At 62.4% G+C, this 22,651-nt stretch carries 19 protein-coding genes and 2 riboswitches; of the genes, 12 read left to right on the top strand and 7 right to left on the bottom strand.

The window, feature by feature from the left end; translation table 11 throughout:
- Positions 1 to 27 precede the first annotated feature (27 nt).
- The gene (locus tag ACI3L3_RS03075) at positions 28 to 528 is read right to left on the bottom strand and encodes a periplasmic heavy metal sensor (RefSeq protein WP_404843627.1); all 501 of its coding nucleotides are present in this window, start codon (positions 526 to 528) and stop codon (positions 28 to 30) included.
- Positions 529 to 806: 278 nt separating this feature from the next.
- On the bottom strand, positions 807 to 1,961 hold the full coding sequence (locus tag ACI3L3_RS03080; RefSeq protein WP_404843628.1) for an MFS transporter: 1,155 nt from the start codon (positions 1,959 to 1,961) through the stop codon (positions 807 to 809).
- A 237-nt stretch (positions 1,962 to 2,198) separates the two neighbouring features.
- On the opposite strand from ACI3L3_RS03080, the gene ACI3L3_RS03085 reads away from it, so the two are divergent.
- Positions 2,199 to 3,176: a glycosyltransferase family 2 protein gene (locus tag ACI3L3_RS03085; RefSeq protein ID WP_404843629.1), complete on the top strand. Its 978-nt coding sequence runs from the start codon at positions 2,199 to 2,201 to the stop codon at positions 3,174 to 3,176.
- A 369-nt stretch (positions 3,177 to 3,545) separates the two neighbouring features.
- On the opposite strand, the gene ACI3L3_RS03090 is transcribed toward ACI3L3_RS03085, so the two are convergent.
- Together ACI3L3_RS03090 and ACI3L3_RS03095 are read right to left on the bottom strand one after the other, a co-directional pair.
- Complete coding sequence (locus ACI3L3_RS03090; protein WP_404843630.1) at positions 3,546 to 5,192, bottom strand: Na/Pi cotransporter family protein; 1,647 nt, start codon at positions 5,190 to 5,192, stop codon at positions 3,546 to 3,548.
- A gap of 96 nt (positions 5,193 to 5,288) precedes the next feature.
- Complete coding sequence (locus ACI3L3_RS03095; protein ID WP_404843631.1) at positions 5,289 to 5,489, bottom strand: hypothetical protein; 201 nt, start codon at positions 5,487 to 5,489, stop codon at positions 5,289 to 5,291.
- A gap of 196 nt (positions 5,490 to 5,685) precedes the next feature.
- Between ACI3L3_RS03095 and ACI3L3_RS03100 the strand changes: the two genes are divergently transcribed.
- Positions 5,686 to 6,879: an HD domain-containing phosphohydrolase gene (locus ACI3L3_RS03100; RefSeq protein WP_404843632.1), complete on the top strand. Its 1,194-nt coding sequence runs from the start codon at positions 5,686 to 5,688 to the stop codon at positions 6,877 to 6,879.
- 90 nt (positions 6,880 to 6,969) lie between these two features.
- Here ACI3L3_RS03100 and ACI3L3_RS03105 read toward each other — a convergent pair whose 3' ends face one another.
- Entirely contained in the window at positions 6,970 to 9,756 is a 2,787-nt protein-coding gene (locus ACI3L3_RS03105) for an ABC transporter substrate-binding protein (RefSeq protein ID WP_404843633.1), read from the bottom strand.
- A gap of 450 nt (positions 9,757 to 10,206) precedes the next feature.
- Entirely contained in the window at positions 10,207 to 12,012 is a 1,806-nt protein-coding gene (locus ACI3L3_RS03110) for an aldehyde ferredoxin oxidoreductase N-terminal domain-containing protein (RefSeq protein WP_404843634.1), read from the bottom strand.
- Between the two features lie 287 nt (positions 12,013 to 12,299).
- Here ACI3L3_RS03110 and ACI3L3_RS03115 point away from each other — a divergent pair, with 287 nt between their 5' ends.
- The 7 genes from ACI3L3_RS03115 to thiC all read left to right on the top strand — a co-directional run bounded on the left by ACI3L3_RS03115 (position 12,300) and on the right by thiC (position 18,851).
- Entirely contained in the window at positions 12,300 to 13,538 is a 1,239-nt protein-coding gene (locus tag ACI3L3_RS03115) for a dicarboxylate/amino acid:cation symporter (protein WP_404843635.1), read from the top strand.
- 136 nt (positions 13,539 to 13,674) lie between these two features.
- Positions 13,675 to 13,780: riboswitch (TPP riboswitch) on the top strand.
- A gap of 87 nt (positions 13,781 to 13,867) precedes the next feature.
- Positions 13,868 to 13,979: riboswitch (TPP riboswitch) on the top strand.
- A 177-nt stretch (positions 13,980 to 14,156) separates the two neighbouring features.
- Positions 14,157 to 14,357: a sulfur carrier protein ThiS gene (gene thiS / locus ACI3L3_RS03120; protein WP_404843636.1), complete on the top strand. Its 201-nt coding sequence runs from the start codon at positions 14,157 to 14,159 to the stop codon at positions 14,355 to 14,357.
- A gap of 5 nt (positions 14,358 to 14,362) precedes the next feature.
- Positions 14,363 to 15,133 (top strand): thiazole synthase, encoded by a 771-nt coding sequence (locus ACI3L3_RS03125; protein WP_404843637.1) that lies wholly within the window; start codon positions 14,363 to 14,365, stop codon positions 15,131 to 15,133.
- Positions 15,134 to 15,135: 2 nt separating this feature from the next.
- Positions 15,136 to 16,278, top strand: coding sequence for a 2-iminoacetate synthase ThiH (thiH, locus tag ACI3L3_RS03130; RefSeq protein ID WP_404843638.1), 1,143 nt, complete (start codon positions 15,136 to 15,138; stop codon positions 16,276 to 16,278).
- Positions 16,275 to 16,889: a sulfur carrier protein ThiS adenylyltransferase ThiF gene (gene thiF, locus ACI3L3_RS03135; RefSeq protein WP_404843639.1), complete on the top strand. Its 615-nt coding sequence runs from the start codon at positions 16,275 to 16,277 to the stop codon at positions 16,887 to 16,889. The genes thiH and thiF overlap by 4 nt, the downstream gene beginning before the upstream one ends.
- Positions 16,886 to 17,536: a thiamine phosphate synthase gene (gene thiE, locus ACI3L3_RS03140; protein WP_404843640.1), complete on the top strand. Its 651-nt coding sequence runs from the start codon at positions 16,886 to 16,888 to the stop codon at positions 17,534 to 17,536. The genes thiF and thiE overlap by 4 nt, the downstream gene beginning before the upstream one ends.
- A 10-nt stretch (positions 17,537 to 17,546) precedes the next feature.
- Complete coding sequence (gene thiC, locus ACI3L3_RS03145) at positions 17,547 to 18,851, top strand: phosphomethylpyrimidine synthase ThiC (protein ID WP_404843641.1); 1,305 nt, start codon at positions 17,547 to 17,549, stop codon at positions 18,849 to 18,851.
- Between the two features lie 89 nt (positions 18,852 to 18,940).
- On the opposite strand, the gene ACI3L3_RS03150 is transcribed toward thiC, so the two are convergent.
- Complete coding sequence (locus ACI3L3_RS03150; protein WP_404843642.1) at positions 18,941 to 19,324, bottom strand: ferredoxin-thioredoxin reductase catalytic domain-containing protein; 384 nt, start codon at positions 19,322 to 19,324, stop codon at positions 18,941 to 18,943.
- Between the two features lie 521 nt (positions 19,325 to 19,845).
- Here ACI3L3_RS03150 and ACI3L3_RS03155 point away from each other — a divergent pair.
- From ACI3L3_RS03155 to ACI3L3_RS03165, 3 genes are all read left to right on the top strand, one after another.
- Positions 19,846 to 20,979, top strand: coding sequence for a hypothetical protein (locus ACI3L3_RS03155; protein WP_404843643.1), 1,134 nt, complete (start codon positions 19,846 to 19,848; stop codon positions 20,977 to 20,979).
- Positions 20,980 to 21,016: 37 nt separating this feature from the next.
- The gene (locus ACI3L3_RS03160; RefSeq protein WP_404843644.1) at positions 21,017 to 21,727 is read left to right on the top strand and encodes an SIMPL domain-containing protein; all 711 of its coding nucleotides are present in this window, start codon (positions 21,017 to 21,019) and stop codon (positions 21,725 to 21,727) included.
- A 522-nt stretch (positions 21,728 to 22,249) separates the two neighbouring features.
- Complete coding sequence (locus ACI3L3_RS03165; RefSeq protein ID WP_404843645.1) at positions 22,250 to 22,597, top strand: MGMT family protein; 348 nt, start codon at positions 22,250 to 22,252, stop codon at positions 22,595 to 22,597.
- Positions 22,598 to 22,651 lie beyond the last annotated feature (54 nt).

Raw genomic sequence — 22,651 nt, forward strand, 5'->3', positions numbered from 1 at the left:
CCTCCGCCACGTGGCGAAGGTTCGGGGCTAGTCGAGAGCGGGGCAGTTGCCGTAGTAGCCGCCGCCACCGCCGCCGCGATGGTAGCCGCCGTGGCCGTAACCACCATGGCCGTAGCCTCGGCCCATGGGCATACGGATGCCGGTTTCGCTACCCATCTGCTGGCGGAACTTCACGCGCTTTTCAAAAAGCTGGCTGCGCAGATTGGCGATGTCCTTGGTCACGGCGTCGATGCGGCTCTGGTCGGCATTGGGGCTGGCCAGCAGAGCTTCCAGCTCGGCGCGCTTGGCGTACATCTGCTCGCGCAGGGGCTTGGTGTCCTGATAGAACTGCTGCGCGATGGCGTCGGCCTTCTGCTGCTGTTCGGGGGTCAGTGCTTCATAGCCCTGCCCGCAGTATCCCTGTCCCCAGCCGTGGCCGCCCATCTGGCCGCGCATCTGTCCGTGATGCGGTCCGGCGTATGCCACAGCGGCGAGGGTCAAAACCGCTACCGCGACAAATGCTGCGATGGTGGTGTTCTTCTTCGTCATAGCTTGTGCTCCTTTTTTGGGGCTTTTGCGTTTTCTTAAGCTACAGCACGAGGCGTGCCAAAACATAAACCGCAACTTTTTCAAGCTATTATGGAAAAAGCACTCAGCCGCCACCCTGCCGTTGTGCAAGCGGATTGCACCACACCAGTGCACTTTGTGCAAGCATGTGCACTTGTGCAATTCCTGCCGCCGGTATGTGCACATCCCCCTCCCGGTCCGGCAGGCCGCCGCCACGCCCGCGCCCCATACGGCCCGCCACCCGCGGCATTGTGGTGAGCCTAAGCGGCGCCGTCTTCGGCTTTCGGAATGCGGATGCACTGCACAAATCCCAGTGAAACCGCCGCCAAAACCGCCCCGCTAAAGAACACCCACGAGGGGTGCAGCAGCCACACCGCCCCGGCGCAAAACGGAATAACCACCGCCGCCACATGGTTGATGGTAAAGCCCACGGCCATGCTGGGCGCAATGTCCTCGCGCTCCGCAATTTTCTGAAAATACGTTCTGATGGCGATGGAGCAGTTGAAGACCACATGGTCCAGAATATACAGGAAAGCGACCACCATTTTGCTCTCCACCACGCCGTAGGCGGCAAAGACCACAATAAGCGTCGCGTACTCCACGCTCAGCACGGCGCGCTCGCCAAAGCGATTAATGGCGCGGCCGATGCGCGGCGAGACGAACCAATTCACCACGTTGTTGAAAATGAACAGCGCCGTCACCTCCTGCACGGTGAACCCAAGGCGCTCCACCATGAGGAACACGGAGAAGGCCACAAAAATCTGCCGCCGCGCTCCGGCGAAAAAGGTCAGCAGGTAATACAGCCAGTATTTCTTGCGCAGGAGCATTCCCTTGCGCTGCGGGCGCGCCTCCACGTCCGCAATGGGGACAAAGAGCGCCCCAAGGCCCGCCACCACAACCACCAGCCCCACTCCGGCAAAGAGCATGGGGTAATCCCATACCTCGGCCAAAAGAAAAATCGCCCCGCCAACGGCAAGGTTGCCCACCGACGTCAGCCCCTTGAGCCGCCCTGATACCAGCGGCGCGGTGGCAAGGTCGTAATGCTGCAACGTCAGGGACTGGTTCACCGTTTCAAAGTAGTGAAAGCCAAAGGACATAATGAGCGTGGTGGCCACCAGCCCCCACGTGGTGGGGAAAAAGCCCGTCAGCGCCACCCCAAGGCCCACCACGGCGATGGAAAATGCCGCAAGCCGCCGCTCCGTAATAAACAGCAGCAGATACACCACCAAAAAGGCCAAAAAACCCGGAACCTCTCGAATGGACTGAATAATGCCCATTTCCAGACCATCAACACCCACCACATCAACGGCGAAGTTATTGACCAGCGTCCGCCAGCCCTGCAAGCCCACCGCACCAGCGAGGGTGAGTATCATCAGGAATATGTACAGACGGCGGGCAGAAGGAGACATGTTCATGCAAAGCACCTCATCATGCAGGGGGAAGGACGCATATTTCTCTCCCGAAGCACTATTTTTTTCCATCGGATTCGTGTAGTGTTCCAACCAGTTGAACACCCCACTGGATTTTTTTTATTCCGCCCCGATTTTTTCCCTAAAGAAATTTTCCGTAACGGCCGATCACATGTTTGACAAAGAGGCAGACTCCACCCTTTTTGTCAGCGTGATTCACCGTAGGCCGCCGGGAGCGGGCACATGGCACAGATTATCGACATCACCCCAAGGGCCAGAGACGTCCATCCAGTGCTGATGCTCATCACATCGCACCGCATGGATTGCTTTGTCCTGTGCCTCAAGTGCCTTGAGCTGTACACCGACCTCTCCCGCTTCAAGAAGATTTACATCCTCGCCAACGATGTTTCGGACGAGCACTCGTTGCTTATCAAGTCCTTCCAACAGCGCCACCCCGGCGTCATTGACGTCTACACCACCCCGCGGGGCTACGTGCCGGCCGTGGTCGCCATGCAAAACATCATCATGGCCCGCCACATCGACGACGTCATCATCAAGATGTACGAGGACGTCTTTGTCACGCCCCGCTGGCTGGAACGGCTCATCGCCGCGTACAAGATGCACAAGAACCACCCCCGCGTGGTGCTGGCCTCCACCGTTGCGCCCGTGAGCGTGACCGGGCGGCAGGTGATGGACCGCGCCCTGCGCGCCCACTACCAGCGCGAGCGCTCGCGCCTGCCGGGCACCAGCGTGGCGCACAACGCCATCCTGCACCGCTTTGTGTGGGAAAAGGTGCTCTTTGACGGCTTTGAAGAAAAGTTCCTGAACCTAAAGCGCCCGGAGTTCTCCTACGTACCGCGTCTGTCCACGGAATGCATCATCTACGACCGGCGGCTGATGGACCTCATCCTGCCCATGCCGCTGAGGACCGTGCAGGGCAACCACCGCGTGGAGGAATACATCATCAACAGCGCGCTGGCCTCGCAAAAGCTCCAGGCCGCCGTTATCACCAACGCCGTGGTGCACCACTTCAGCCACATGGAGTCCGAAGCCTACCTGCGCAGGCACATCAGTATGGATGACATCTGGTGGCACATGACTTTTCTGGATGAAAACCCGGCCTACAAGGACAGCAACGATCTGTCCCCAAGGCTGCCGGGAACGCGCAACCTCAAGCTGCGCAAACTCATGAGGGACCGTGAACTCCGTCTTCTGAGTTGACGGCGATAACCAGAGATAGGCGGTGCGGATCTTCGGGAGGGGAGATGCGGCACACTTTCCAAGTATCCGCCCGCCCCGGACACACAGCCCCCGAAAGGGGGCTTTTTCGTGGTGACGCTGGGGCGCGTTTACAGGCTGCTCGCCCCCTGCCCCGCGTACAGATGCGGACTCCGGCCATACGGCGAAGCACAGCCTCGCCGCCCTCCCACGCCCGGCGACGCAGCGGGGATGCCTTGGATGCGCCCCTGCCTCAAGGGCGAGGCGCACACGGCTCATAGCACAGCGCCAAGCGCCCACAGCCCGCGCCATAAAACGCGGCGCAAGCGGGCGAAACGCGCAGGCGCAGCAGAGCACACCGGGTGGCGCCAGCTACCCCTTCATAGCGGAGCGGGCCTTGCGCACCACGGAGGCGGCGCGCACTTCACTGAGCTGGCACGCGCCCTTCACCACCTGATCCACCATCCGGTGCACGCAGGACATATAGTCCAAATGCGCCACCATCACCGGAATGGCAATGCCCGCCCGCGCCCCGGCGTCCAGCAAGGCGAGCTTCAGCTCCTGGTACCGCGTCTCGAATTCGCGCTCCCGCGCAAGGAGCCGCCGCTCGTCGTAGCGTTCATCCACGGGGTCGGCGTGCAGGATAATGGACTGCGCCTGCTCCAAAACATCCAGCCACAGCGGCTGCACGGAAGCCCCTTCCAGGTCTTCCAGCTGGCCCACAATGGCCACGGCCTCCTGCGCCTGCTCGCCCGCCATGGCAAAGTACCGCGCGGAGCGCAAAATATCCGGCACCACCTCCGCCGCACGCTGCGACAGACCTGCCTTGGACACCCGCGTGGCAAAGTCCGCAATGGCCGCATGCAGCTTGTCCATAATGGCGCGGCTTCGGTCCACCTCGCGGCAATGGCCCGTGGTACAGTTGAGCGCGCTGTGCATCACCCGGCGGGCGATGTCGGCCATGCGCTCCGTCTCCTTGCCCAGCGCGCCAACGGCCACAGCCGGGGTGCTCAGGGTGTTGCGGTCAAGGTAGCGTGGCCGTCCTTCGTCCTCCTCCGCGGTGCGGAAGCGGTTCTCCAAAAAACGCACCAAAGCGGGCGTAATAGGCACCATCACCAGCACGCCGAGCACATTGAACACCGAGTGGAACAGCGCCAACACCGACGCCGGCTCCGCATCCATGCCAAGGGCGGCGCGCGCAGAAATGATGCTGTCCACCAACACGGGCAGCAGCGCAATAGCCACACACCCCGTCAGCAGGTTGAAGACCATATGCAGCGCCGCCACACGCCGCGCCTGCGGCGTTGCCCCAATAACGGCAAGGGCGGCGGTACTGGTGGTGCCCACATTGGCGCCAATGACCGCAGCGGCCGCCTGCTCAATGGGAATCATCCCCCCAGCCGTAGCCGTCAGCACCAACGCCATCGTCGCGCTGGAGGACTGCATAAGACAGGTCAGCGCAAAGCCCACCGCGGCAAAGGCGGCGTACCCGGCCAGCCCCGGCAAAGCGATGGTCGTCAGGTCAAAGGAGGTGCCAAGGTCCAGAAAGGCGCCTTGCAGATATTCAATGCCAAGGAAAAAGAGACCAAACCCGGCAAGGGCCTCGCCAAGGGCGGCGCGGCGGGACACCGCACCGGCAATCCATAGCGCGGTGCCGACGGCGATAAGCGGCAGGGCAAGGGCCTTGATGCTGACCTTGAGGCCCAGCATCGCCACCAGCCACGCCGTGGTTGTGGTGCCGACGTTGCTGCCATACACCACCCACACGCAATGCGTCAGGGCCATGATGCCCGCGTTGACAAAGCCAATGGCCGCCACGGTCACCGCCGACGACGACTGCACGGCAGATGTCATGACAAAGCCGGAAAGGATGCCGCGAAGCGGCGTTTTTGTGGATGCAGTAAGAGCGCGGCGCAAAAAGCCGCCTGCGGCGAGCTTGAGACCGTCCGTCATGAGCTTCATGCCCAAGAGGAGCAGGCCAAGCCCGCCAGCGAGAGTAATGAGGTCCGTTGTGTTCATGCGCCTCCCTATATGGCCGAATGTCACGCAAGAAGTGTCGATTCGCCGCGAGAGTATAGATGAGACGCGTGCCGGGGAAAAGGACGGATTTTCAGCCTACCACGGCGTGGGCAGGTCCATCTCGCGCTTTTGGGGGCGTTCGCAGGTGCCGTCCTCAAAGATTTTGGCGTGGCACTTTTCGCAAACACGGTACGAGCGGGAGGTGAACCTCTCCTTCAGGCAGCAATGGTAGCGCTGGTAGGTCTGTTCGCCACAATTGGGGCAATAGCGTTGAAGAAGTACACTCATAATGCCCATGGCTATACCTCTTCCTTGTGCGGTGGTAAAGCCAGAACCCACCGCCAAAACAGTATTTTTTCTGTGGCGGCTGCGTTGCATTTTGGTGTTTTTCCGCGCGCGGCCACCCTTCCTGCGCGTCTGGGAGTTGCCCGCACCCTGCAAAGAAGGTACATATACACTATAAAACCACTCCCCAAAGCCTATTCGGAGAACCATGGACCCTTCATCCCGGCATACCCCCCAGCATGACCCGCTCATGTCCGAAGCCATGGCCACCATTCTCTGCATCGATGATGAAGAGATGATCCGCCAAAGCATCGGCGATTATCTTGAAGATAGCGGCTACAACGTCCTGCAGGCAGAAAACGGCCGCGTCGGGCTGGAGGTTTTTCGCGAGCGTACGCCGGACATCATCCTTGTGGACCTACGCATGCCCGAGGTGGACGGGCTGGCGGTGCTCTCCAACATCACCAAGGAAAGCCCGGAAACGCCCATCATTGTCGTCTCCGGCACCGGAGTTTTGGAAGATTCCATCGAGGCGCTGCGCCGCGGCGCATGGGACTACGTCACCAAACCCATTGAAGACATGGCCGTCCTTGCCCACGCCATCGACAAGGCCTTGGAACGCGCCCGCCTCCTGCGCGAGAACCGCCTGTATCATGAGCACCTTGAACGCGAAGTGCAGCAACGCACCGCCCAGCTCAAAACCGAAATGCTGGAGCGCATCCGCGCCGAAAAGGCCCTTGCCAAGCAGCGGCAGGAAATCCTCGACTCGCAGAAAGAAATCATCCTCATCCTTGGCGAAGTGGTGGAAACCCGCTCCAAGGAAACCGCCAACCACGTTCGCCGTATGGCGGAATTCACCTACCTCCTCGCCAAGGGCGCGGGGCTGGATGAAGAGGAAGCCCGCATGATCCGTATGGTCGCCCCCATGCACGACGTCGGCAAAATCGGCATCCCGGACTCCATCCTCCTCAAGCCAGACCGCCTCACCGCCGAGGAATACGAAGTCATCAAAAAGCATACGGAAATCGGCTACGCCATCCTCAACGCCTCGCCCAAGCGCATCATGCGCGCGGCCGCCATCCTCGCCTACCAGCATCATGAACGCTGGGACGGCTCCGGCTATCCCCAAGGCCTCGCAGGCGAGGAAATCCACCTCTACGGACGCATTGGGGCCATTGCCGACGTGTTCGACGCCCTTTTGTCCAAGCGCGTCTACAAGGACCCGTGGTCCATCAAGAGCATTGGCGACTACTTCCGCGACAACAGCGGCATTCTCTTCGACCCCAAGCTGGTGAACATCTTCTTCACCATTGTGGACGACATGCTCGCCATCCGCGAAGCCTACCCCGACGACAGCGACGAGGACATTCAGCATACCGGGCGAGCCTCTACCCCGTCCTAATCCCCAAATTTGCTACAAAAAAACACCGCTCACGCGGTGTCATCCTTGTGCCCCACCGGGGACCATTGCCTCGGGTTCTCCTCCAGCTCTCTACAGCTTCAAGTCCACGCCGTTTGCTCCGCTTTCCTGCCCGCCGTTTTCGTCATCACCGTTTGAGCCTTCTTCATCCCGAAGGGCGCGTACCGGCAATTCCACAGTAAACACCGTTCCGCCACCGGGGCGGGTGCTTACGCGGAACACGCCATTATGGGTGCTGGTCACAATAAAATACGCCACGGACAGCCCAAGCCCTGTGCCCTGCCCCGGCGCCTTGGTGGTAAAGAACGGCTCAAACACCCTGCGGCGCGTGGCCTCGTCCATGCCGGGGCCGTTATCCGAAATCGCCACAAACACCGCCCCGCGCGCCGTGCCCGTACGCAGGCTGATGGTGGGCGGATTATTGTCCGATGTGCCCTCACCAAGGGCCTCTGCCGCGTTCTTGACGATGTTCAGAAACACCTGCTCCATCTGATTTCGCGAACAGACAATACGCGGCAGGTCGTCTGCGTATTCCCGCCGGATTTCTATCTGCTTAAAGTCGTACTTTTTTTTCAGGTCGTAGTCGCTGGCGGCAAGCTCCAGCACTCCGTCCAGCAGGTCGTGCAGGTCGTTACGGCTCATGTCCTCCTCGGAGCGGCGGCTGAACTTGAGCATGGAGCTCACAATGCGCGCCGCGCGTTCCCCTGCCTCCGCAATGCCGTCGAGGTATTTGCCGATGCCGCGCGCCTCCATATACTGCCCAACAAGGCCCAAATCGAGGCCCAAACGTTCGGCCACGCGCGTATTTCCGGGCAGGTCCTCCTGAAAGCGCCGCCGCAGATTCTGCCCGCTCTGCAAAATGATGCCCAGCGGGTTGTTGATTTCATGCGCCATGCCCGCCGCCAGCCCGCCAACGCTCATCATCTTCTCAGTCTGGATCATCATCTGCTGCAGTCGTACGCGCTCCGTCACATCATCCACATGCACCACTGCGCCCTGACCACCCGCCAAAGGATACATAGCCAGGTCCACAAACCGCTCCTCATGGTCCACGGCAACGCCGGATTCAAGGTAAGGCGTGCCGCTGGCTATAACGCCATGCACAAACTCCAGCCACGGCGACACGTACGGCAGGACCTCCTGCAAGTCCATGCCCTGCCGCAGCGGTTTACCCTTCATATTTTCAACAGCCTTGCGGTTCCACAGCGTCAGCCGCAGGTCCTTGTCCACGGCCACCAGCATGGATTCCAGTGAATCCACCACATCCTGCAGCACCTTGCGCAGGCGGCGCGATTCCTCCGCTGCACGTTTGCGCTCCGAGATGTCACGGCCCTCGGCAAGGATGTACACCACATTGCCGTCAGAATCCGAAATGGGCTTCAACGAAAAATCAATAACCCGCAACTCGCCCCGCACATCCACATGTTCGGCCTCGTCACGGATAACGCGCCCCTGCCGCGCCAACAGCAGACCTTCCTGCACGCGCTCGCGCTCGGCCTCGGAGTGCCGCCACCACGGCGTTTCCCAAAACGGTTTCCCTACAATGTTTTCCGCCTCGTCATCCACAAAATCCAGCGCGGTTTGGTTCACCATCTGCACCACGCCCTCCGGCGAAATAATGGCGCACAGCTGGTACGTTTGGTCGAACAGGGCGCGGAACTTCGCCTCGCTGCGCCGCAGGGCGTCCTCCGCCGCCGCGCGCTCGCCAATCTCCGCGAGCAGCATGTCATTGGCCTGCTCCAAGCGCTGCGTATGCCGCGCTATGCCTCGCTTCAACCGCCAGTTGAACCACAGCAAAAGAAACACACCAGCACCAACAAGCACCAAGACCCCAACAAAAAGGTTTCGGTGCCGCGACAGCAATTCATTGCGCAGAGGAAACACGAACCCATCCAGCGACACGTCCGGCTTCACCAGCCCCGCGCTCACAATATCCCGGCGCAGGCGCTCCAAGCGCTCCGGAGAGACCGTACCTATGGGAATGATATTCGGCTGGATATGCGCGCGCAGGATCTCCGCCTCATATCGCAGGCGTTGAACCTGCGCATTGGGCAAGTACCGCTCACGGATATACTCCACCATCTCGTCCACATGATGTACCGCATATTCCCAGCCCCTCACCACAGCGCGGCGCATCCGCCGCACCCGCTCCGGGTGGTTTTGCGCCTCGTCCACATTCGTGAACAGGCAGTCGCCATACGTGTCCACTCCATAATCGCGCGGGTGCAGCATCGTCACCGGAATTCCGCGCTTTTGCAGCGCATGGGGCGCATCAATGCTATACGCCACCACCGCGTCAACACTGCCGTCCGCCAAAGCGTCCATCTGCCCGGACCCCGGAACCAACACCAACTGCTGGATGCTCACGCCTTGCTTCATCAGCATCAGCACAAGGCTCAGCGGCAGTCCGCTCGGCACCATCACCCTGCGCCCCACAAGGTCCTTGGGGCTAATAATGCCCGAATCGCTCCGGGCGATGAAGACAAAGGGATTGTGCTGGAAGATTGCCGCCACCAGCTTCACAGGCGAGTCATTGATATAATCCAGAATAAGCTCGGCCGTCGCCACGCCGTATTGGGCGCGCCCCTCGGTCACCTCGTCCACAAACGATATGCCCGGACCGCCCGCACGGATCTCAACGTCCAGCCCCTCCTCTGTAAAATACCCCAGCTTCTGCGCGGCGTAGTACCCCGCAAACTGGTACTGGTGGTGCCACTTCAACTGCAACACAACCTTGTCCTGCGCCGCAGAAGGGAGCGCCCAAAGGCACAACACAATGGCCGCCACAGTCAGCGCGCCAAAGCACGCCCGCACCAGCCATACGCCCCACGCCGTCATTGTCCATCGCCGTCTCTGCATATGCTCCTCTCCGCACAGGACAGAACTCCACATCAGAATAGCAGACAACACAGAAGGCGTATACTCAGGAGGACATTTTGGGCGAGGGCGAGCAGAGAGATGCGGCGAGAGAAGGAAGGTGAAGCGTTTTTTTGCTCCGCAGGCCAAAGGGCCGTAGGCCCTTTGGAATCCCATTTGCGCACAGACCGGGTGCCTTTTATGGCACAGTCGTCACCCCTGACGGCTCCCGTCCGTGTGGAGGGGGGATTTTTTTGGGGGGGGAGCGTTGGCGCTGCGTGAAGGGCGGTGAGAATCCCTGTTCGGGATGTGAAAGTAATCGAGAAAAAGAGACGACAAGAGAACCCGCCCACCCCTATTTTCGGGGCGGCTTCCGCCCCGAAAATCCTGGGGATTCTCAAGGGTATCATACCCTTGAGCCGCCGGAGGCTCTCTTCCTCTTACTCTTCGCTCTTACACCAGCTCTTCCGCCGCACTTTCGGCGGCGGCACTGGGCTGTGGCACCCCGCCGCCCATATCGAGAATGGCGGCGGCGTATGTGTGGCGGACGGCGTCCATGTAGGCGGGGTCGACGGGGCCGCGGGCGGTGACAACTTTGGAGAAGCGCTTGGGGATGCGCACGGTCCTCGGGTCGTAGCCGGACTGCAGGCGCAGTGTCCAGCGATGGCGCTGCACGGCGTCGGCGGCGGCGTCGAGGCTGTCGGCGGTGGCGTCATAGCCAAGAAGGCGCATGCAGTCGGCGAAGACGTCGGCGGTGTAGATTTTTCGGCCGAACATGCAGCCGACCATACAGTTGACGAGCGTCCGGCGGCGTTCGTCGGCCATAAGGACGTCAACGGCGGCCTTGGCATCGCGCTCAAAGTGCTCGTAGTCGTAGCAGTAGCAAAGGTTATCGAGGTGCGAATGCCGAAAATTGAGGGCCTGCGCGGCAAAGAACACTTCGCCTGTGGCGTAGCCGGACATCTCCTGCCCCAGAACGCAGGCAAAATCCCCGCCGCCGTAGACTGCCGCAGCATGGGCGGCGCCGCGTCCGAGCACGCGGTAGAACTCGTTGTAGGCGCAGCCGAGCATGGCGATGGCCTCGGCGTAGGCCGGGGCGTTGCCAAAGGCGAGGGGCACCATGGTCTGCGTGGCGGAGATAAGGCCCTGTTCTGTGGCCTCGGTGGCCCAGGCCAGACAGCCGCCCGTGCTCATAATGTCCAGTCCCTGCCGTTCCACGGACAGAATCAGCCCCATGACGGCGTGCGGATCGGTAATGCCCAGCATGGAGCCAAGGGCGAAAATATGCTCGTAGTCGTAGCTGATGGACTGCGGATCCGTTGGCGCGCCGTTGTAGGGCGTGGTGACGCGCCCCAGATGAATGCAGGCGGCGGTACACCCGGCGCAGGAACGCTTACTCACGCAAATATCGCGCAGAAAGGCCTCGCCGGAAATATGCTCAGCTCCGGTGTCCCTGCTGTCCTCAAGGTTGCGCCACGGAAGCGCGCCAAGGGCGTTGATGGACTCCACGATGCCAGCGGTGCCGGGTCCGCGATACTTGCTGGTGGCTTGCGAGGTCGCGCACTCGCGGCTGAGGCGGGCGAAGGCGGCTTTGTATTCGGCGGTGGCGGGCTTGGACACGCGGCGCGCACCGACCACGGCGATGGCTTTGACGCCTTTGAGGGCGAGGGCGCGCCCGGCTCCCATGCGCCCAAAGTGGCGATAGGTATCCACGGTGGCGCAGGCGTAGGTGCACCCGGTCTCGGCCGCGGGACCGATGCAGCATATTGACGCGCGCTGGGCGTCCGCGCCAAGGCGGGCCTTAACGGCGTGCTCCGTGGCAAAGGTATCCAGCCCCGCAAGCTCGGGGGCGGGCACAACGCGGCAGCCCTCCGGGTCGATGCGCAGCATCACGGGGCCTTCGGCCACTCCGCGCAGCTCAATGGCGTCCCACCCGGCGCGGGCCATACACATGCCCAGCCGTCCCCCGGCGTGGGATTCCGTGTACTGGCCGTGATAGGGCGACATGAAGCCGCAGACGACCTTGGTCATCATGGGAAAGCGCCCGGTCAGCGGGCCAATGGCGAAAATAAGGGGCTGGTCGGGATGCCGCGCGGGCTGGTCCATGCATCCGTGCTGCGAAAAGATGGCCGCCGCAAGCCCGCTGCCCCCCAGATGCACGGCAACGTCATGCGCAATATCACACGCAAACGCCCCCTGCGTGAGGGAGACATTGAGAATGCGAAACTGCTGTCGCGGATGAAACGTGGTGTCTGACACGGATGGAGCGGCCTCAAGGTTGGGGAAAATGGGGGTGCACCGGGAATGCACAAGAAGCGGAAATGGTTTTCCCCGAGAACGCTCATGCTGTCAATATACAAAAAGACGGCTAATGATACCGCAAATTTTCCATATGTGCCTGATAATAGCTAACTTTTGACTGCTGCCGAACCCCGCGGAGGCCACGCCGGGCTTGACAAACAGGGTAATTCATTGTCTGTAGCCTTGCCCCGCCGGGGGGGAGTACCGCGCGGGAGACCAATTCCGATCGGGAGGAGCGAAACGTCATGAAACTGTATCACAAGATTGTCCTTGGCCTTGCACTGGGCCTTGGGGCGGGCCTTATTTTTGGAGAGGACGCCACCGTCCTCAAGCCCATCGGCGACATCTTCATCCGGTGTCTGAAACTCATCGTGATGCCCCTCATCCTCGCCACGCTGGTCAACGGCGTCGCAAGCGCGGGCAACATCAAAAAAGTTGGGCGCGTTGGCGTCAAAACCCTCATCTATTTCATTTTCACCACCGCCATCGCCGTCAGCATCGGCCTGCTGGTCGCCAACCTGATGCACCCCGGTGCAGGGCTGACCATCGGCTCCGTAGACAGCATCAAAAAGGCAGAGGCCGTCACCCTGTCCGGCATGCTGGTGAATATGGTGCCGACCAACCCCATCGCCGCTTTGGCAGACGGCAAGGCGCTGCAGGTCATCGTCTTTGCGCTGCTGTTTGGCGCGGCCCTGTCCGCCAGTGGCGAAAAAGGCCGCCCGGTCGCGAATTTCTTCCAGTCCCTTGCTGATGTCATGCTCAAGCTGACGGACATCATCATCAACATGGCTCCCATCGGCATCTTCGCCCTCATCGCGTGGACCGCGGGCAAGTACGGCGCGGACATCCTGCTGCCGCTGGTGAAGATCATCCTTGCTGTGGCGACGGCGTGCTTCCTGCATATTCTCGTCTCCTACAGCGCCATTGTGGGCCTTGTCGCACGCATCTCTCCCATCCAGTTCCTCAAAAAGGTTCTGGAGCCCGCACTGGTTGCCATCTCCACGTGCAGCTCCGCTGCGGCGTTCCCCTTCTCCATGCGCGCCCAGAAGCAGCTTGGCGTGCCGGAAAAAATCTCCGGCTTCACCCTGCCGCTGGCCCTGACCATTAATATGGACGGCACGGCCATGTATCAGGCCGTTGGCGCCATCTTTGTGGCCGATGCCTGCGGCGTGCACCTGACCGTGGTCCAGCAGGCCACGGTTGTGCTCACCGCCGTGCTGGCCTCCGTCGGCACCGCCGGCATCCCCGGCAGTGGCCTCATTATGCTGACCCTCGTGCTGCAGTCCGTTGGTCTGCCGCTGGAAGGCATCGCCATTGTGGCGGGCATTGACCGCGTGCTGGACATGTTCCGCACCCTCGCCAACGTTGTGGGCGACAACACCGCCGGTGTGGTCATTGCATCCCTGGAGGGCGACCTGGACCGCGAGATGTCACACACACCGCTTGACCAGCTAGAAGAAGAACCCGTGGTGGCCGAAGCCTAACCGCCACACGGTATTGTATCGGATACTCCAGCGCCCCCACCACACGGTGGGGGCGCTTTTTCTTTGGCATTGGTCAGCTAAACAAGAAATTCACTGCCGCCGCTTTACAGCGCGCGCAATTTCCCCTAGCGTCAATTTCACGAGCTAGGGGGGCCGCGTAAGGCGGCTGAGATGGAACCGCGTTCCGACCCTTTGAACCTGACGCAGCTTACACTGCCGGAGGGAAGCCGGTCATCGTTTGCACATCACGCGACGTCCGCCTCCCGGCGGACGTTTTTTTTTGCGCCACTGCTCGTATATATCTGCGTACCGGGCTTCTTGCACCGGTCCTCAGACGCTAGGGGGGCTCCTGACGGGGCTGAGATGGAAAACACAGGCGTTTTCCGACCCTTAGAACCTGATGCGGTTCATACCGCCGGAGGGAAGCGTCAGCCAGCATCACCGATGCAGACAGGCCTCCCCCCGTGGGAGGCTTGTCTGCTTTTCACGGGGCGTCTGTCTCCGGGCGTCACACTCCCTCCCTTCTGCACTCGCGGCCACCGGACCACGTGGGAAAAGCGCCGAAGCACCGCTTCGGTCCACTGCCGGTACTCACAACCCGAAACGGGAAGGGAACACATGACCATCACACTCAATGGACAGTCCACCCCCTGCGCGGATGGGTCCTCCATTCTCAGCCTGCTGACGGAGCACGGCCTTGCGCCCGAAACCGTCGTTGTGGAGCTGAACAGGACCATTATCCCGGGTGAGAACTATGCCAGCACAGCCCTCGCCGACGGCGACCACGTGGAAGTGCTGCGCTTTGTCGGAGGAGGATGAAGACAATGACGGAGACACTGACCATTGGCGGCGTTCAGCTTGAGAGCCGTCTGTTCATCGGCACAGGAAAATATGGCGATGACGCCCTTATCCCCGAGGTTGCCGCGGCGTCCGGCGCATGCGTCATCACCGTGGCGCTTCGGCGCGTGGACTTTGGCGCGGGCACCGGCAACGTCATGGACCACATCCCCCGCACCATGCAGCTCCTGCCCAACACTTCCGGCGCGCGTAACGCCGACGAGGCCGTCCGCATCGCCCACCTTGCCCGCGCCGCAGGCTGTGGCGACTGGATCAAGATTGAAGTCATCTCCGACAGCCGCAACCTGCTGCCCGATGGCTACGAAACAGCCCACGCCACGGAGCGCCTCGTCAAGGACGGCTTTACCGTGCTGCCCTACATGAACCCAGACCTCTACATCGCGCGGGACCTGGTGAGCGCGGGCGCGGCGGCGGTGATGCCCCTTGGCGCGCCCATCGGCACCAACCGAGGCCTGCAAACGCGCGAGATGATCGGCATCCTCATTGAGGAAATTGACCTGCCCATCGTCGTGGACGCCGGTCTCGGCAAGCCCTCCCACGCCTGCGAGGCCATGGAAATGGGCGCGGACGCCTGCCTTGTGAATACGGGCATCGCCTCCAGTGCCAACCCCGTCATGATGGCCCGCGCCTTTGGCGAGGCCGTGCGCGCGGGGCGCGCAGCCTATCTTGCCGGACAGGGCGCGCTGCGCGAAACCGCGACGGCCTCCTCACCGCTGACCGGATTTCTGGAGGGCTAGCCATGTCCTTTGCCGAAATCTGCCAGCACGCGCAGAACGCCGAGCTTGAGGCCACCTTTGCGGCCACGGACGAAGACCATATCCGGCGCATCCTTGCCAAGCAGACCATCACTGCCGAGGACTACCTCGCCCTGCTTTCCCCTGCGGCCAGCGGCCTGCTGGAAGACATGGCCCGCAAGGCCCAAAGCATCACCCAGCGGCACTTTGGGCGGACCGTCCAAATCTTCACGCCGCTCTATCTGTCCAACTTCTGCGCCAACCACTGCGTCTATTGCGGGTTCAACGCCAAAACCGGCATCCACCGCCGCAGGCTGACGCTGGACGAGGTCCGCGCCGAGGGCGAAGCCATCGCGGCCACAGGCCAGCGCCAGCTCCTCATCCTTACCGGAGAATCCCCGGCCAAGGCTGGCGTGGACTACCTTGAGGACTGTACGCGCATCCTGCGCGACATCTTCCCGTCCGTCGCCATTGAGGTCTACGCCCTGACGGATGACGAATACGCCCGCCTCGCCGCCGCCGGCGTGGACGGCCTAACCATGTTTCAGGAAACCTACGACCAAACCCTCTACGAGCGCCTGCACCCCGCCGGTCCCAAGCGCGACTTCAGCTTCCGTCTGGACGCGCCGGAGCGCGGATGCCGCGCGGGCCTACGTGTGGTGAACATCGGCGCGCTCCTCGGCCTTGCCGCCGACTGGCGGCGCGAGGCCTACACCACGGGCCTGCACGCCCACTACCTCCAGCGCAGGTATCCGGGGACGGACATTGCCATCTCCCTGCCACGCATGCGCCCCCACGCCGGGGCCTACCAGCCCGCCAGCAAAGTAGGCGACGCCGAGCTTGTGCAGATTATGCTGGCCCAGCGCATCTTCCTGCCCTCCGTCGGCATCACGGTTTCCACGCGCGAGACGCCGGAATTCCGCGACAATATCCTGCCCCTTGGCGTCACCAAGATGAGCGCCGGGGTCAGCACGGCCGTGGGCGGCCACGCCGAAAATGATGACGCCAAGGAGACCGGTCAGTTCGAGATTTCCGACGACCGCAGCCTTGACGAATTCACGGCCATGCTCCGCGCGCGCGGCTACCAGCCCGTCTTTAAGGACTGGGAACCCATCGCCGCGCCAAGCCAAAGGCGGTGGTCAGCATGAACCACACCCTGCACGGCATCGCCAGCCACATCGGCGCCCCCGCCCTCGCCCGGCTTTACCGGGTGCGCGTCGGCATCGCCGGATGCGGCGGACTCGGCTCCAACTGCGCCATGCACCTTGTGCGCAGCGGTTTCGCCTCCCTTGTGCTGTGCGACCATGACAGCGTGGAAGCCTCCAACCTGAACCGGCAGTTCTTCTTCGCACGGCAAATCGGCCAGCCCAAAACCCACGCGCTGGCCGAAAACCTCCGCGCCATCAATCCGGAACTGCACCTGCGGCTGGAGCACCGCGCCCTTACCCCCCAGAGCGCCGCCGAGGTCTTTGCGGACTGCGACGCCGTTGTGGAGTGCCTTGACGAGGCAGAAGCCAAGGCCATGCTGGCCGAGGCCCTGCTCCCGCGCGGCGTCTTCTACGTTGGTGCCAGCGGCATCGCCGGGTGCGGCGGAAACGACGCCATCGTCATCCGCAGCGTACGCCCGGACCTGCACATCGTCGGCGACGGCGGCGACGAAGCCGGACCGGACGTCCCGCCCCTGTCGCCGGGCGTCGGCATCGCCGCAGCCAAACAGGCGGGCCTCGTTCTCGCCCATTTCCTCAAGGAGCATGCATGACACGCCCCATCACCCGAAACACCATTCTGGACACGGACCTCTACTGCCTCACGGCGGAAAAGTTCTCCGGCGGACGAAGCAATATCGACGTGGTGCGGGACATGCTGGCCGCCGGGGTCAGCCTCGTCCAGTACCGCGAAAAGTCCAAATCCATGCGTGACAAGTACGAGGAATGCCTCGCCCTGCGCCAGATGACGCGCGAGGCGGGCGCAGCCTTCATCGTCAATGACGACGTCCACCTCGGCGTCCTTACGGGCGCGGACGGCGTCCACATCGGGCAGGACGACTTGCCCGTCGCCGCCGTGCGCCAGCTTGTTGGCGAGCATGTCGCCATCGGCGTTTCCACACACTCCCCGGAGCAAGCCCAAAAGGCCAAAGCCGACGGCGCGGACTACATCGGCGTCGGCCCCATCTTCAAGACCTTCACCAAGGAAGACGTCTGCGACCCCGTCGGCTTTGCCTATCTGGAATGGGCCGCCGCCAATGCAGGGCTTCCCTTTGTGGCCATAGGCGGCATCAAAGCGCACAACGTTGCGGACGTGGTCCGCCGCGGCGCGCGCTGCGTTGCCATGGTCACCGAAATTGTTGCCGCCAAGGACATTCCACACACCATCGACACCATCCGCCGCCACATGGCGAACGCTTAAGGAGTACCCCATGAGCTACACCACCCAGATGGACGCCGCCCGCAAAGGCATCGTCACCGAGCAGATGAAGACCGTTGCCGAAAAGGAACACATGCGCATGGACGACCTTATGGAGCGTCTTGCCAAAGGCACCGTCATCATCCCCTGCAACGTCAATCACACCAGCATCTCCCCCGAGGGCGTAGGCGAAGGCACGCGCACCAAGGTCAACGTCAACCTCGGCATCTCCAAGGACGCCAACGACGTGGAACTGGAGCTGGAAAAAGTCCGCCACGCCCTGAACCTTAAGGCCGAGTCCATCATGGACCTGTCCTGCTTCGGCAAAACGCAGGAATTCCGCACCCGCCTTGTGGAGATGTCCCCCGCCATGGTCGGCACCGTGCCCATGTACGACGCCGTCGGCTTTTATGACAAAGAGCTGAAGGACATCAGCGTGGACGAATTCTTCCGCGTGGTGCAGCGCCACGTTGAAGACGGTGTGGACTTTCTCACCATCCACGCAGGCCTGAACCGCGCCGCCGCCGAGCGCCTCGACAAGACGGACCGCATCACCAGCATCGTCTCCCGCGGCGGCTCCCTGCTCTACGCCTGGATGAAGCAGAACGACAAGGAGAACCCCTTCTACGAGCACTATGACCGTCTGCTCGAAATCTGCGAAAAGTACGACGTGACCCTCAGCCTTGGCGACGGCTGCCGTCCCGGCTGCCTACACGACGCCACCGACGCCTGCCAGGTTGAAGAGCTCATCACCCTTGGCGAGCTGACCAAGCGCGCGTGGGAGCGCAACGTACAGGTGATGATTGAAGGCCCCGGCCACATGTCCATGGGCGAAATTCCCGGCAACGTCATGATGGAAAAGCGCCTGTGCCACGGCGCGCCCTTCTACGTGCTCGGCCCCCTCGTCACCGACGTCGCCCCCGGCTACGACCACATCACCGCCGCCATCGGTGGCGCCATCGCCGCAGGCTCCGGCGCGGATTTCCTGTGCTACGTCACCCCGGCGGAGCATCTGCGGCTGCCCAACCTCGACGACATGAAGGAAGGCATCATCGCCACCCAAATTGCCGCCCACGCCGCCGACATCGCCAAGAACCACCCCGGCGCCCGCGACTGGGACGACACCATGTCCCGCGCCCGCGCCGACCTCGACTGGTGCACAATGTTCAAGCTCGCCCTTGACGAAGAGCGCCCCCGCGAGTTCCGCGAATCCTCCAAGCCCGAGGTAGAGGACTCCTGCTCCATGTGCGGCAAGATGTGCGCCGTGCGCACCATGAAGCGTGTGAAGGACGGTAAGGAACTCGGCATGGCCAAATAGCCCGCCGCCCGTTCATCCCCATCCCCAAAAACGCAGACAGCCCCGGCTTCACATGGAAGCCGGGGCTGTTTTTTGCCAAATTCTCGCGCCTACTCGGAGCGCTTCTTACACCGCGGAGCCTTTTCCGGGTCCGGGTCGGCAACCTCGCCGTACGCCGCCCTGCCATCGTGGTCCTCCGGCAGGTGCTCCGTAATGGGCAGACCGTTCTCCGCCACAAAGAGCATACAGTGGCAGTACTTGTACTCCTGCATATCATCACAGGGACAAATCCACGTGCGCTGCTTTATCTCTTCCTGCTTGTCCGGATAAAAGCGGCACGGACACAGCGGCTTGCCAAGCGTGTCGATATGGTCGGCAAGACCCTGAACAACAGCTTCCGTCACCTCAGGCTCAGGATGCGTGAAGGTTCCGGTCTTTGCAGTGTATTTCGCTACATACTTTCGGATGAGTTCAAGGCTCTTGTCGCTCGGCACTGTGGTTCTCCTTATCGCTTGATGACAGTATCAACGAGTTGTCCAACCAGTTCAGCCCGCCAAGGTCAAGACTTTTCGGAGAAGAGAAGAGGGCCTCCGGCGGCTCAAGGGTGTGACACCCTTGAGAATCCCCAGGATTTTCGGGGCGGAAGCCGCCCCGAAAATAGGGGTGGGCGGGTTCTCTTGTCGTCTCTTTTTCTCGATTACTTCCACACCCTCAACAGGGATTCTCACCGCCCATAACGCAGCGCCAACGCCCCCCCAAAAAACTCTCCCCCCTCCACACGGACGGGAGCCGTCAGGGGTGACGACAGTCCGATAAAAAGGCACCCGGTCTGTGCGCACATGGGATTCCAAAGGGCCCACGGCCCTTTGGCCTGCGGAGCACAAAAACCCCACGCCAAGCCCCCACACTCACGCCACTGTGCTTCCCACCGTTTTGCCGCCCCCCGGTTGCGCCAGCGCGCGCAGTGGTCTACAGTGCAGTATACCCCTCTCTCCTTTGACCATTTGGGAGTGCCATGGCTTTACGAGCGCGCCTGACTGCCGCCTTCCTGCTTGTGAGTGCTGCCGCGTTAGTGCTTTTGGAAACGCTGTCGCCGTCCTTTCCCATCACGGCGCTGACGCACGCGCATGTGGACGCGGCGCGCGGGGTGTTTTCCGCGCCTGCGGCTGTGCTGAGCGCGCCGTCGCCGGGGTACGCGGTCTTGTTGGCGCTGCTGCTCCCTGCTGGCGAAACGGGGCTGTTCGCGCCGCTGGTTGTTGGCGTGCAGCTTGGCCTTGTGCTGCTTACGGCATGGTTTTGCGCGGGCCTCACACAGCGGCTTGTCCCGAACGAACCTGACGCGGCCGACGCGGCGTTTGCCCTTGCGCTCTTCCTGCCGACACTTCCCGTTGCGGCCTGCCGCATCGCGCCGGATGCGCCGCTTGCCGCCTGCATCGCTGGCGGGGCGTTCCTCCTGAGTACGGGACTGCCCACGCGGCGGGTGTGGCGCATCGCGGGCGGGGTCCTGCTTTTCGCCTGTGCCGGGACGCTGCGCGGCGAGGCCGTGTGGCTTGCCCCCCTTGCCCTTGGCGTCGCCGCCTCTGCCCTGCGCGGCGAAGGCTGGCGAACGTGGCGGGTGCTGGGCGCAGCCGCGGCATGTCTCGTCCTGGCGCTGACGTACCTTCCGGCCCACACACTCGGCCCGGCGCCTGTTGGCACCGGATTGCTTGCCAGTACGCCCCTCTTTGCGCAGTCCGCCCTTGCCCATGTGCCCGAACTTGTCGGCGTTCGCGACGGGGCCGACGGGCTGCTACTTCTGCTCCTGCGCGCGCCGCTGGCGGAAAGCCTGAACACGCTTATCGGAACTGCCCCCGGCCTTGTCGTTGGCCTGCTCTGTGGCGGCGTGTTGTTGGTCCTCTTCTGGGGATTCACCCTGCGCGGCGTGCCCTGCGCCGTTGGCCGTCAGCCTGCCTTCGCGTGGGGCCTTATTGCCTGCGCCATCGTGCTTGTGGCCGCATTCTCCGGCAGCCTTGCGACCGCGCAGCACCGGGCGGCGCTTCTGCCCCTGTGTGCGCCCTTTACCGCCGCCGGGCTGCATCACATGTGGCGGCAACTGCCGCTTCATGGCGACAGCGCTTTACCTCGCCACGCACAGGGGCTAAACTCCTGACAGTTTTCATTGCACCAGCAGACAAAGGACGACAGATATGAACCACTCCCGCAGCGCCGCCCTGCTTCTTGGCGCAACCATCGCCGTGGGCATCGCCCTTGCCGGATTCTTCCTCGGCAACGGCCTTATGCAAATCAAGGCCGCCCAGCGCTATGTCACCGTCAAAGGCCTCGCCGAGCGCGAAGTTAAAGCCGACCTCGCCATCTGGCCCATCGTGTACATCTTCAACGCCCCCAAGCTCGACCAACTGCAAAAGAAGCTCGACAACGGCGGCGACATTATCACCGCATTCCTTAAGGAGCGAGGCTTCTCCGAGGACGAAATCTCCCGCTCCGTGCCCGTCATCACGGACCACGAAGCCCAGGGATACTCCAACAACGTCCCCAAAAACCGCTACTCCGCGCGCGCCAGCATCACCGTGCGCACTGATAAAGTCCTCAAGCTCAAAGCCGCCATGGCCGAGGCCGGAGCCATCGTCTCCAAAGGCGTCGCCCTCGTGCAGGACTACAGCGGCCAGCCCAAGTTCAGCTTTACCCAGCTGAACAGCATCAAGCCCGACATGATCGCCGACGCCACGAAGAACGCCCGCGACGCCGCCAAACAGTTCGCCAAAGACTCCGGAAGCACCGTTGGCAGCATCCGCCGCGCACGCCAAGGCCTCTTCACCATCAACGACCGCGACGCCAACACCCCCGAAATCAAAAAGGTGCGCGTGGTCACCACCGTGGACTACTTCCTCAAAGATTAGCCCGCAGAGAACGCCAAACGTTATACAAAAAGGGCCGAAGCTGGAGCTTCGGCCCTTTTTTTGGGGCAAACCATGGGGAGGAAGAGGGCCTTCGGCGGCTTGAGCTCTTCGCTCGTTCGGCCTGAAAGGACGAAGGGCAAAGAAATAAAGAGAGCCTCCGGCGGCTCAAGGGTATGATACCCTTGAGAATCCCCAGGATTTTCGGGGCGGAAGCCGCCCCGAAAATAGGGGTGGGCGGGTTCTCTTTTTCTCTTTTGTTTCTTCCACACCCTCAACAGGGATTCTCACCGCCCATCTCGCAGCACAACGCCCCCCCCAAAAATCTCCCCTCCACATGGACGAGAGCCGTCAGGGGTGACGACTGTACCTAAAAAGGCACCCGGCCTGTGCGCACATGGGATTCCAAAGGGCCCACGGCCCTTTGGCCTGCGGAGCACAAAACTCTTGGCACCACCGCCCCCTTGCGCCACCAAGCCCCCCACCCTATAACCACCCAAGACCACGCAAAGGAGCACCACAACGATGACGCACCACCCATTTACGCGGCGGATTATTGAGGTCATACGCCGCATCCCGCGGGGACGCGTGGCCACGTACGGCGGCGTGGCGCGCCTTGCGGGCAACGCGAGGGCGGCGCGGCAGGTCACGCGGGTTTTGCATACCCTGTCGCAGAAGGAGGGCCTGCCGTGGCAGCGGGTTATCAACCGCGAGGGACGCATCTCGCTGCGGCCAGGCGCGGGCTACGAAACCCAACGCCGCGCGCTGCAGGCCGAGGGCGTTCACGTTGACGACACGGGGCGCGTGAACCTTGAGGAGTACCTGTGGACGCCAAACCCGGCGCACTTTGCGCTGGAGGATGACGCCGAATAATGCGGCTCGCCTGCCGCATAGCGCCGTGAGGCGCCCTGCGGTGGCCAAAGTGTG

This window comes from Desulfobaculum sp. SPO524 (genome assembly GCF_044987625.1).
Taxonomy (GTDB): domain Bacteria; phylum Desulfobacterota; class Desulfovibrionia; order Desulfovibrionales; family Desulfovibrionaceae; genus Desulfobaculum.